Raw genomic sequence first — 13,069 nt, 5'->3', positions numbered from 1 at the left:
CTGGAGGACGGCCGGAGCTTCCGCGGCCGTCCTGTCTCTCCAGCATATGGACGCGGGGGAGGTTCCAGACGCCGGCTGCGGCCTGCCAGCTACCGACCGGATTGTTCAGTTTGCCGGCCGCGGTCGCGGTCCAGGTCCACATCCTGACCTCGCCGGTGTCGTAGCCGTACATGGCGCCGAGGTCGTCCCTGCCGTCACCGTTGTAGTCGCCGGTCACGATCTGCATGTGGTCACGCCACATGGCTCCGGCGGGGGTGGTCCAGGCTTCGTCCGGCGAGCCGAAGGCACCGCTCGCGCCGCTACGGAAGACCTGGACGGCGTCGTGGCCGTCGGCGTAGTCGTACCAGGCCCCGATGTCGTCCCGGCCGTCCCCGTCGAAGTCACCGGCGTGGATGGTGGTCCGCTCCCAGTCGCCCCACCCGGTGCTGGTCCACGAACCCACGGGGTTCTTGAACGCTCCGGTCGGCGCGGTGTTGAAGGTCCAGAACTTCTCGCTTCCGTCGGCGTAGGTGTGGAAGACGGCCAGGTCGTCGCGGCCGTCCCCGTTGAAGTCGCCGACGGCGGGCTTGTCGGCGGCGGTGTTCCAGCTGCCCGAGGGGGAGCTCCAGGAGCTGAGCGGTGAGCCGAAGCCGCCCTTGACGTTGGCGGCGAAGGTCCACAGGGCGTCGTGGCCGTCGGCGTAGTCGTACCAGGCCCCGATGTCGTCCCTCCCGTCGCCGTTGAAGTCACCGCTGTAGAGGGTCGTCCGGTCCCAGTTCCAGCTGCCGGACGTGGACCAGGAAGAGAAGGGTTTGTCGAACGAGCCGTCCCCCTTGCCCGGCCAGGTCCAGAACGCCACGCTGCCGTCGTCGTAGCCGTAGAACGCGGCCACGTCGCTGATGCCGTCGCCGTTGAAGTCTCCGGTGACGCGCTTCATGTTCTTGACCCACCACTGGTCCGGACCCACGGTCCATCCCGTCATCGGCGCCTTGAAGGTGCCGTCGGAGTTGGTCAGGAAGCTGTGGATCGAGTCGTGGCCGTCGGCGTAGTCGTACCAGTCGCCCATGTCACTGCGGCCATCCGCGTTGTAGTCGTGCCGGATCGCCGTGCCGCTGCTCCACAGCGACTGGCCCTTGACGTTGTAGACCACCAGATTGCCGCGGTCCTGGAGCAGGGCGAAGCCCTCCGGTGCCGTCGTCTTCGACTCCCACAGCACCGTGCTGCCGTCCGCCTTGTAGACGACGAGGTTTCCGCCGGTCTGCATGATCGCCCTGGCGCCGACGTTGCCCGCCGTCTTCGTCTCCCACAGGGTCTTGCCCGCGTTGGAGGTGATGACGAGGTTGCCGTCGTCCTGCATCGTGAGCTTGGCCGAGCGGGACGTGAACGACTGGCCGCCGGTCAGCGTCGTGCCCGCCGGGATGCGGGAGCCGCCGGTGATGCCGTCGATGACGAACGAGGCACCGAAGGAGACGTTGTCCGCGCCCGGGGTCTTGCCCGGCCAGCCCAGCATCGTGTTGTCCGTCTTGCGGGCCCAGAGGTCCGGCTTGCCGTCGCCCGTGACATCGCCCACAGAGCCCACGGCGGGGTACGCGGCGGTGGTGTAGCCGGTGGCGATCTTCACGCGGCCGGCGCTGTTGCCCCACGTCGTGGGGTCGAGCAGGCCGTCCGGTCCCTTCTTGCCGTACGAGCGCCAGATCGTGCCGTTGGCGTTCTCGCGCAGCCACAGGTCGGCGATCTGGTCGCCGTTGAGGTCGCCGGGGGCGACGACGGTGAACTTGTCCCAGTCGCCGTTGCCGACCAGGACCGGCTCGCGCGCGACGTCGAGGGAGTACGTGGCGCGGTTGCCGTAGTACGCCCAGAGCTGCTTGCCCTGCTTGACCAGCAGGTCGGGCTCGGTGTCGCCGTTGATGTCACCGGCGGACACGACCTGTTCGGCGTTGTGCCAGTGGTCGTCGCCCGTCCACTCCTCGCCGTAGTCGCAGCCGAGGTCCGGGTCCTTCACCGGGCAGGCGACGCTCAGTTCTTTGAAGTCGTCGCTGATGACACCGGCGCCGTCGTTGGGATACGTCCAGAGCTTCTGCTTCTTGTCGACGTCGTCGTACTCCAGCGAGACGAGGTCGTTGTAGCCGTCCTGGCCCCAGTCACCGCGGGAGTCGACCTGGCTGCCCGCGAAGGACTTGCCGCCGCCGTTGGTGGCGGCGGAGAAGTTGCCGTCGCCCTGACCCGCGTACGTCAGCAGGGTGCCGTTGGAGTCGATGCTCCAGATGTCGCGGTTGGCGTCGCCGTTCAGATCACCCGGTCCGTCACGCTCCTGCGACCGCGTCGCGTAGTAGACGTAGGTGGCCGTGTCGGAGCGGTTGCCCGCCTTGTCGACGCTGAAGGCGTAGATGAAGTGCGGCCCGTAGCCGGGCGGCTTCACCGTGATGGGGACGCCGGGCTTCGCGTCACGAACCTCGGGGTTGTAGTCGGTGTACCAGCTGTACTGGGCCACGTCGGTGACACCGTTGGCCGCGAAGGTGAACTTGCCCGATTCACGGGCCTTGCCGGTCACGGCGGGCCAGCCGTTCTCGCCGGGCGGGAACTTGTTGCCCTCCGAGGCGATCACCGGGGGTTTGCTCGGCCGCGTCCGGTCGAGGGTGAACTTGCAGGTGGTCGACCACCCGGAGTACGCGCCGTCCTGGTCCTTCGTCCGGGTCTTCCAGGTGTAACTGCCGGTGGGCAGGTCGACGTCGGGCACGACCAGGGTGGAGATCTTGTTCTTGGCCGCCGGGATCGACTTGTTCACGACCGCCGTGCTCGAACCGGACTTGAAGACCTGGAACTCGGCGGTGAGATTGCCGGCGTCCTTGTCGTCGTACTTCGCGTACAGGCTGACCCGGGTGTTGCCGATCAGGCCGCCGCTCGCGCAGGAGGTCTTGGGGTTGGTGCCCAGACCGGTCGGTGTCTTGGGCGGGTTGTTGTACTTCGTCTCCAGCACCGCGGTCTTCGCGTCGAACTTCTTCCAGCCGAACGTGTCGCTCTCGTTCGACGCGTACAGACCGAAGTTGACGCTGGACCACTTCTTCGACGCGGCCTCACGGATCTTGCTGGTGGCGTCGAACTCCAGGTTCCCGGCCGCGCAGTCCTTGCTCCAGCCCTTGGAGTCGTCGACGGTGTAGAGCTTGGTGTGCTGCGCGGGCTGCTTGTTCCAGGTGGTCTTGGACGAGATGGCGCCGACGTGCCACAGCTCGACCGGCCTGTCCTGGCAGGACCAGGACCAGGTGTTCCTGACCCGGAAGGTGGACGACTTGACCTGGGCGCCCTTGATGTTGCTGGTGTCCAGCTGGAAGAAGGACCGCGAGAGGCCGTCGGTCTCCGCCTCGTAGCCGACGCGCACCACCTCCTTGGTGTTCCAGAAGGAGGTGTTCGGGTACTTCTTGTAGACCCGGGTCCAGTTCTGCCGCTTGCCCCAGGCCCACGACGGGTCGATGTAGACGGGATACGCGGTCTTCGCGCCGGTCAGCAGCGCCTGGTCGGGCTTGATCTCCAGGGTGTCACCGCTGACGGTGGTGGGCATCTGCGCGTCCTTCGCGCCGGGAGCCGGCTCGAAGAGATCGCCGGGCGTCTCCAGCTCGCCGGCCGCCGTCGCGGTACGCGCCGTGGTGCGGGCGGCGGGGGGTGTGGTGCCCTCCGAGCTGATCGACGTGGAGTCCCACATCAGCGGCGACGGGCTGGTGAAGACCGTCTCACCGGCCGGGTTGACCGCGGTGACGCTGCCGGTGTCGGAGTCGGTCGACACGCTCAGCCCGACCGTGTCCAACTTGAACTTCAGCGAGGCGAGTTCGGGGTTGGCCGCGGCGGTGGCCGTCTTGACGACCAGGAGCTGCGAGAAGCCCTCGACCTCGGCCTTGAGCTGCAGGTCGACGCCGGGCAGTACCTCGGCGTACGTGGCGACATTGCCGTCCAGAGTGGGCGCGGGCAGCGGCTTCGGCCAGGTCAGCGACAGCGTCCGGCCGTCCTTGACGCCGGTGAGCAGGGCGCCGGATCCGCCACCCGAGAAGGTCACGGCCACGGTGGAGGCCTTTGGCGCGATCCGGCCTTCGGCGGCGGGGGCGAGCGACGGATCGGTCGCGATCCAGGCGCCGTTCCTCAGCATCCGTATCGGCGTGCCGTAACGCTTCACCGAGAACGAGCCGTCGGGCTGCGCCCAGGTGTCGGACGACTCCGTGCGTGCCGACACCAACTCGTAGGGCTGGCCGGTTATTTGGGCCTGCTGGAGTGCGTAGTCCTCTTCGCTCGTCGAACCGTCGGCGACGGGGTCCGCGGCAGCGGACTTCGAGGACGCGGATGCGGTGGACGTCGGAGCGGCCGCCGCCGGCATCGCTGTCACGGCCGGGGCAACGATGGCCCCGGCGAGAATAATTGGTAGAACGCGTTTCGGCCAGTATCTCTTTTTCGGCCCGTTGATTGTCGTGTGCACGACACCTTCCCCTCTGTTTCGGCATTGCCGCGCGGTGACTCTATAGCGACGCGGCGTAATCCTCGTTCATTGCACAGCCTTTACATCTGCAAGAGGATCAAGTGACTTGATTCTCCCGCAAATTGGACAGAGGGGATCTTTTAACTCCCTTCCATCTCGGCCTGGTTGAGCTGCGCAGAGTGATCCAGGCAACAGTGGGTGGTGAATGTCGGGAAAACAACAGCTTTACGCCGCACCCGACTTGTGAAGAAGCTGTTGACACCACCTTTACCTGTGCTGTTACTGTCCGTCGGTCATTACTGACAATATGCAAGGGGTGGGGCGTGAGCCGTTTCGGCATGCGGGGTTGGGTGGTCGTACTGGCCACCTCGGTGATGGCCGGAATGCTGTCCGCGGCACCGGCAGTTGTGGCGGAGCCGAATTCCGGCGCGTCACTTTCCGGCCCGAAGCAGCCCGCTGCCGTCCCCGTGACGAAGGCAGGAATCGGCGGCACCAAGCGCGCCGACGCCGCGGCGTCGAACCGCTGGAAAACCCCGAAGGTCGACTGGCCGGGAGCCGGGTCGGCGACCGTCGACCTGACCGGGACCGCGGCCAAGGGCGCCGTACGCGAGGCGGGTTCGCTCCCCGTGTCGGTCGCTTCTGCCTCCGGCACCGCCTCCGCCTCCGGCACCGCCTCCGGCAAGGCGGCCGAGCTCACCAAGGTGAAGGTCGCCGTCGCCGACCGCGCCGCCACCGGCGCGGCGGGCGTCGACGGCCTGCTGCTCAGCGTCGGCCGCGCAGACGGCGCCGCCGGAACGGCCAAGGCGCGCGTCGCGGTCGACTACTCGTCCTTCCGCGGTGCTTACGGCGGTGACTGGGCGTCCCGACTGCGGCTGACCGAGCTGCCCGCCTGCGCGCTGACGACCCCGGAGAAACCTTCCTGCCGCATCGGCAAGCCGCTGGCCACGGACAACGACACCAAGTCCGGCAGCCTCACGGCCACCGTCGGCGTCTCAGGTGCCGGGGGTGCCGGGGCCACCGTCCTCGCCGCCGCCGCTGCCGCCGCCGGTCCCTCCGGCGACTACAAGGCCACCTCGCTCCAGCCGTCCGGCTCCTGGAGCGCCGGCGGCTCGACCGGCGCCTTCAACTGGTCGTACCCCATCGGCGTACCCGCCGTCCCCGGCGGACTCCAGCCCTCCGTCGGCCTCGGCTACAACTCCCAGACGGTCGACGGCCGTACGGCGGCGTCGAACAACCAGCCCTCCTGGATAGGCGACGGCTGGTCGTACGAGCCCGGCTTCATCGAGCGCCGCTACAAGGCGTGCAACGACGACAAGACGGACAGCACCAACACCACCAAGGTCGGCGACCTCTGCTGGTACAACGACAACGCCGTCCTCAACCTCGGCGGCAAGTCCACCGAACTCGTCCACGACAGCGAGAAGGGCTGGCACCCCGCCCAGGACGCGGGCGAGAAGGTCGAGAAGCTCACCGGCGCGGACAACGCCGACAAGGGCACCGCCGGCTCCAAGGGCGAGGGCGGCTCGGGCGAGCACTGGAAGATCACCACCACCGACGGCACCCAGTACTTCTTCGGGCTGAACAAGCTGCCCGGCTGGAGCGACAACGGCACCGCCGCCGACGACCCGCTCACCAACTCCGTACTCACCACACCCGTGTTCGGCAACCAGACCGGCGAGCCCTGCTACGACGCCTCCTTCGCGTCCGCGTGGTGCCAGCAGGCGTGGCGCTGGCAGCTCGACTATGTCGTCGACGTACGCGGCAACGCGATGACGTACACCTGGAAGACCGAGCAGAACAACTACGGCCGCAACGTCTCCGAGACCACCGGCAAGTCGACCGCCACCAGCTATCTGCGCGACGGTTACCTCGACCACATCGACTACGGTCTGCGCGCCGGCAGCCTCTTCTCCGGCAAGGCCGCCGGCCGGGTCGACTTCGGCGTGGAGGAGCGGTGCCTCGCCGACTGCGGAACGTTCGACGCGGCGAACGCCAAGAACTGGCCCGACGTCCCGTTCGACCAGTACTGCAAGGACGACGCCGAGTGCAAGGACAAGTACTCGCCCACCTTCTGGTCGAAGAAGCGCCTGGCCACCATCACTACGAAGGTGCTCACGGGCGGCGAGTACAAGGACGTCGACTCCTGGTCGCTCAAGCAGGGCTTCCCCGCCGCCGGTGACGGCATCTCCACCCCCATGTGGCTGGAGTCCCTCACCCGCACCGGCAAGGCGGGCGGCAGCAGCGCGCTGCCGCCGGTGACCTTCGCCGGCCAGCAGAAGCCCAACCGCGTCGACAAACTCGGCGACGCCCTGGCCCCGTTCATCCGGCTGCGGCTCTACCAGATCACCACCGAGTCCGGCGGCACCATAGCCGTCGACTACCGGGACCCCGACTGCACCGCCACCTCACTGCCGCCGACGGACGACTCCAACAGCACGCGCTGCTACCCGGTCAAGTGGGCCTTCGAAGGTGAGACCGCCAAGCAGGACTGGTTCAACTCCTACGTCGTCCAGCGCGTCTCCGAGGGCGACAACCTGGCCGCGACCCCGGACACCGTCACCGAGTACGACTACCTCGGCGGCGCCGAATGGGCCAAGAGCACGGACGAGTTCACCAAGGCCGCCGACCGCGCCTACTCCCTCTCCCGCGGATACGAGCGGGTGCAGACCCGCAAGGGCGCCGGCGCCGACACCCGGATCCTCAGCGAGACGCGCTACTTCCGCGGCATCGACGGCGCCGAGGTGAAGAACTCCGCGGGCACCGCCGTCACCGACCGCGAGCAGTTCGCCGGAGTGCAGCGCGAGAGCGCCACCTACAACGGGGACGGCGGCCCGCTGGTCAGCGCGGTGTCGTACACCCCCTGGCGCTCGGCGAAGACCGCCACCCGCGCCCGCACGGGTCTACCGGACCTGGAGGCGTACCTCTCCGGGACGGAGGCGGAGGAGACCCGCACCACCGTCGCGGGCGGCACCCGCACCACCCGCACCACGCGCGACTTCGACTCGTACGGCATGGTCACCACCGTCTCCGCGCTCGGCGACACGGCCAAGACCGGCGACGAGCAGTGCACCACCACGACGTACGCGCGCAACACCACGACCAGGGTGCTGGACAAGGTGTCGCGCTCGGAGACCGTGGCCGCCGCCTGCGGAGCGACCGTCAGCCGCCCGGACGACGTGATCGACGACGTACGCACGTACTACGACTCGCTCGCGCTGGGCGCCGCCCCCACGAAGGGCGATCTCACCAGGACGGAGCGGATCAACGGCAAGGGCGACGGGTACGACACCGTGACGTCCACGCCCAGCACCTGCGGGACGGCGAAGAACGAGCTGTGTTTCGACAGTTACGGCCGCCAACTGGCGGAAGCCGACGCGTACGGCAAGGTCACCACCACCGTCCACACGCCCGCCACCGGTGAGGTGCCCACCAGCGTCGCTGTCACGAACGCGCTCGGCCACACCGTCACCACCACCCTGGACCCGCTGCGCGCCCAGGCCCTGACGGTCACCGACGCGAACGACCGCGTCACCACCAGCGCCTACGACCCGCTGGGCCGCGTCACCAAGACCTGGCTGCCCAACCGCCCGGCGGCCGCCAACCCCGACTCCCCGAACTACTCCTTCGCGTATCTGATCCGCCGTGACAACGTCAACGTCGTCACCACCACGAACCTCACCCACGACGCCAAGTACGCCACCAGCTACGCTTTCTACGACGGACTGCTGCGCCCGCGGCAGAGCCAGCAGGAGTCGCCGGACCGCTCGGGCCGGCTGATCACCGAGACGTTCCACGACACCCGCGGCCTCGCGGACCGCTCCTCCGGTACGTACTACGCGGACGGGCCGGCCGAACCCGTCCTGGTCACCGGCCAGGAGACGAAGTACCCGGCGCACACCGAGACGCTGTTCGACGGCGCGGGACGCCCGACCGCCGTCATCTCCAAGAAGTTCACGGACGAGACGAAGCGCACCACCACGTCGTACACGGGTGACACCACCACGGTCGTCCCGCCGAAGGGCGCCACGGCGACCACGACGGTCGTCGACGCGCTGGGCCGTACGACGGAGCTGAAGCAGTACACGGACGCGGACCGCACGGCCTCGCAGACCACCGCCTACCGCCACGACAAGAAGGGCCGCCTGGCGGAGGTCACGGACCCGTCCGGCGCCAAGTGGACGTACGGCTACGACATCCGGGGCCGCCAGACCGCCAACGGCGACCCGGACAAGGGCAGTTCCACCACGACGTACGACAAGGGCGACCGCGCCACCGACACGCTCGACGCGCGTGGCATCAGCCTGCACACCGACTACGACGACCTCGGACGCCAGACGGCGCTCAAGAAGGGCGCGACCACGCTGGCGGCGTGGACGTACGACACCGCGTCCAGGGGCAAGGGCCAGGCCGCGAAGGCAACGCGCTACGTCGGCGCCAACGCCTACGAGACCGCCGTCACCTCGTACGACCCCTTGTACCAGCCGATCAACACCCAGGTGACGATCCCGGCGAGCGAGGGCGCGCTGCAGGGCACGTACAAGTGGACCACCGGCTACAACCCCATCAGCGGGCAGGTGGCGCGCACCGAGCAGCCCGCGATGGGCGGGCTGTCGGCGGAGCGGGTCGCCAACACCTACACGCCGGTCCACGGCCAGTTGGACACCGTCGGTGCCGGCCTGGACACGCTGGTCTCGGACAGCACGTACGACCACTACGGCCGCCCCATCATCCAGAAGATGGGCGCGTTCGGCCGGTCCATCTCGGTGGCGAGCGAGTACGACGAACACACCAGCGAGCTGAAGCGCAGCTACATCGACCGCGAGGTCGCGCCGCAGCGCGTCGAGGACACGGCGTACACGTACGACCCGGCGGGCAACATCAAGCAGATCGCCACGGCGTACGGCCAGGACGCGACGCGCACGACGGACACGCAGTGCTTCGCCCTCGACGCGTTGCGCCGTATCACCGAGGCGTGGACGAACACGGGCACGGCGTGTGCGGCGGCCCCGTCCTCCTCGGTGGTCGGCGGGCCGGACGCGTACTGGAGCACGTACGCGTACGACGCGGTGGGCAACCGCAAGACGGAGACCCAGCACAAGACGGCCTCGGGCCCGTCCGCCGACACGCTCCGCACGTACGCCCCGCCCGCGACGGGCAAGCACAACCTCCCGTCGGTGGCCCAGACGGGCACGGCGCCGCGCACGGAGACGTACACCTACGACGCGGCGGGCAATACGGAGACCCGCAAGATCGGCAACGCGGACAAGCAGACCTTCGTGTGGGACGACGAGGGCCACCTGGGCTCGGTCACCAAGGTCACGGACACCACGTCGTACGTCTACGACACGGCCGGCGAGCGGATGATCCGCCGTGACGCGTCCGGCTCCACGCTCTACCTCCCGGGCGGCAACGAACTCCACCTGGACAAGGCCGGCAAGGTCACGGGCACCCGCTACTACACGGCGGGCGACCAGACGGTCGCGATGCGCACGGCGGGCAAGCTGACGTTCCTGCTCAGCGACCACCACGGCACGGCGACGACCCAGATCACCTCGGACGCGACGCAGGCGGTCACCCGCCGCAAAACGACGATCTTCGGCGCCCCACGCGGCACGCAGCCCACGAACTGGGCGGGCGACAAGGGCTTCGTCGGCGGCACGATCGACAAGACGACGGACCTGACGCATCTGGGCGCCCGCGAATACGACCCGTCGATCGGCCGCTTCATCAGCGTCGACCCGATCCTCGACCTCGCGGACCCGCAACAGACGCACGGCTACACGTACGGGAACAACAACCCGGTGTCGTTCTCGGACGCGACGGGGCTGCGGCCGGACGGGCCGGCGGGTGGGGCCGGTTACAACGATCAGTACGACAAGTACGGCAATTTCAAGGAATACGACTCCAGTCGCTGGTTTATTGATTCGGCCGGCGGGTGGAGTTACGCGAGCCAGAAATTCCACACAAATGGATATGGCACAGGTGGACCCACGGTAACCATTTGGTCCTGGAAGGCGCAGGCCAAGGGATACGGTTACAAACAAGGCTGGTCCAACAACGTAGTCAAAAGCAAACCCCCAGTTAATTTCTACACGAAATACATAGCGCCCGTACTCGCGACGCTCATTCTTCCCGACCCCGAGGCTTGGGGGGAGTGCTTCGGCTCCGGCTCTGTGTCCGGCTGCGCCGAGGCAAGCACGGATCTCCCCTTCCTCAAGATGTTCAAGGCATTGAAGGCCGCCAAGGGGGCAGCCAAGGGCGAGAAGAAACTCGACAACGCCGACGCGCCTTCCTGTCCGAGTCCGCACAGCTTCCTGCCCGGCACCAAGGTGCTGCTCGCGGACGGCAGTACCAAGAACATCGAAGACATCAAGAAGGGCGACAAGGTAGTCGCCTCCGACCCGGACACGGGTGAGACCAAGTCGAAGGAAGTCATTGACACCATCCTCACCGAGGATGACAAGGACTTCACCGAACTCACGGTCGACGTGGATGGTAAGCAGGCGACGATTGTCGCCACCGACACCCACCCGTTCTGGTCGCTCGACCAGAAGAAGTGGATCGACGCCGGCGACATTCGCCCCGGCACGGAGCTGCGCACGCCCGCCAAGGCGGCCGTCGAAGTCGACGAGGTTCGCCACTACAAGAAGCGGCAGCGCACCTACGACCTCACGGTCAACGGAATCCACACGTACTATGTGCTAGCGGGCGAGACGCCGGTACTTGTTCACAACAGCAACTGTTCTCCATTCACCGACGGAGATATCTGGGACGGTTCATTCGATGTTGGAGGGCAGACGGTTGAGGCCATGGCGACCGTCAGAGCGGCCGGAGACACCGTGCATCTGGACGGATTGATGGTCTTTCCGAAGGGAACTCAAGGGCTGAGTCGCGCCCCGATTGGGCCAGATGCAATCCGGCAGATGAAGAGCTCCATCGCCGAGCAGGCGAGATCCCAGGGGTATAGCACCGTCGTGTTGAACTATGAGCGGCATATCCCGAAACCGGACGGCAGCATCTACAAGCGCCCAGGGTCGATGACCTTGGACGTCGCAAAGATCCTAGGAGATTAGAGAATGGATCGGTCTCGACTGGATGGGTTGGTATCGAGCATCGCGGGTCGAGGGCAAGTGGAGCGGGAACCGGTATTCCGGGAACTGCGAGAACTGGGCCTATCGCCGATCGAAGCAATCTACGTAGCTTCTCGTGTACTTGGCCTGTCTTTGCCCGAGGCGAAGATCGCGATCTATGCGAGCGCCGCCTGGCGTGATCAGCAGGAGGATTGGCAGCGGCTTCAGTCTGGCCTTGAGGAGTGAGGATGCTCGCCAGCCTAAAGTCGCGGTAGCAAATTCGAAGCCCCGTCAGGTGTCTCCTGGCGGGGCTTCAGTGTGCTCTGACGGCAGTAGTTGACGGCAACGTCAACGGACGGGTGCCGCACACAATGGTGGGCCGTCGCCGTCGTCGGGCTGGCTGGTGGTCTCTGCGGAGTGACGGAGGGCCTGGCCGAGGAGATCGATAGCGTTGCGCTGGAGGCGCAGTCGGACGTGGGCGTAGACGGTGGCGGTGACGCCGATGTGGGCGTGGCCGAGGAGTTCACTGAATTTTCGAAGCGGATCACTGGGCCGCCTCCACCGTCACCAGCTCCAAGAGGGCGGCGCGGTAGGCGACGCCGTCGGAGAGCTGCCCGTTGAAGATCCGCGCCCACGGGGTCGCGAACAGCTCCACGGGCCGCACCATTACACCCGGCTTGAGCCCGGCGGCCAGCCCGGTCTCAGGGACGGTGATCTTCAGGACCTCGGCCCGGCCGTCCTCCATGAGCATCACGGTCGGCGAGTACCGCTCCGGCGAGCGCCTGCCCTCGGCCAACGTGCTGGGTGATCGGTTCGGTGTCTCCAGTTCCACCGTCCAGAACGCCCTGCGCGTGCTCAAGCAGGAAGGCTTGGTCTACTCCCAGCTCGGCGGGGCAGCTACGTCAGCGACTCCGCCGGCGGGAGCACCGAAGAGGCCGACGGCGATCATGAGGAAACCGACGCCGAGGGGCCGGACTGGCCGGTCGACGTCATCTACAACGGCGATCCCCGACCGCCGTACGCTCAGGTCGCCGATATCCTCCGCCGGGAAATCGTGGAAGGCACCTACCCTCCAGGCTCCCAGCTTCCTCCCGCCCCTCCATGACGACGACGCCGAGCCGGACATGTCGCCGAGCGAGAAGCTGAAGACCGCGCTGGCCGAATCGACGAAGCGCCGGCAGCAGCGACCCTGACCAGCGGCCGGGCAGCTCGACCAGTGGGTGAGTTGTTCAGAGTTTCTTTACTGGATCAAGGCGGCCCGCTGACGCGGGCCGCGCGCGCTCCGGCCCTGCGGGGCCGACGCCCGCTTCTGTCTCCGCCCCGCTTGCCGACGACCCCGCCGGTCCGGGCGCGCAACAACCAGCACAGCGAACCACTTCCGGGGCTCCGCCCCAGACCCCGGCCCTCCCTCTGAGGGGCAGGGGGACGACTTACGTGTGCGGCTTCGTCGTGGTGTGGGGTCGCGGGTCGCGGGAGGGGTCCCTCACCGCCCGGTCACCGGAGGCGTACCAGGAACCCCCGGGGGCCGCCAAGGCCGAGCGCACGCGTCACGGTGTGAGCC

At 67.6% G+C, this 13,069-nt stretch carries 4 protein-coding genes; 2 read left to right on the top strand and 2 right to left on the bottom strand.

Features of this window, described 5'->3' with window-relative positions:
- Window positions 1–4,339 (bottom strand): FG-GAP-like repeat-containing protein (locus ACFT9I_RS39505; protein WP_382572576.1); only part of this gene is annotated, 4,339 nt, incomplete at its 3' end.
- 422 nt (window positions 4,340–4,761) lie between these two features.
- Here ACFT9I_RS39505 and ACFT9I_RS39500 point away from each other — a divergent pair.
- On the top strand, window positions 4,762–11,511 hold the full coding sequence (locus tag ACFT9I_RS39500; RefSeq protein ID WP_382572570.1) for a polymorphic toxin-type HINT domain-containing protein: 6,750 nt from the start codon (window positions 4,762–4,764) through the stop codon (window positions 11,509–11,511).
- Between the two features lie 541 nt (window positions 11,512–12,052).
- Here the strand turns inward: ACFT9I_RS39500 and ACFT9I_RS39495 are convergent.
- Entirely contained in the window at window positions 12,053–12,334 is a 282-nt protein-coding gene (locus ACFT9I_RS39495) for a hypothetical protein (protein WP_382572573.1), read from the bottom strand.
- On the opposite strand from ACFT9I_RS39495, the gene ACFT9I_RS39490 reads away from it, so the two are divergent.
- Complete coding sequence (locus tag ACFT9I_RS39490) at window positions 12,252–12,701, top strand: GntR family transcriptional regulator (RefSeq protein ID WP_382572568.1); 450 nt, start codon at window positions 12,252–12,254, stop codon at window positions 12,699–12,701. The two genes, ACFT9I_RS39495 and ACFT9I_RS39490, sit on opposite strands and share 83 nt — an antisense overlap.
- The last annotated feature ends 368 nt before the right edge of the window (window positions 12,702–13,069 follow it).

It is taken from the genome of Streptomyces sp. NPDC057137, from assembly GCF_042670825.1.
Lineage (GTDB): Bacteria > Actinomycetota > Actinomycetes > Streptomycetales > Streptomycetaceae > Streptomyces.
This window is presented reverse-complemented; position numbering and strand designations above follow the sequence as displayed.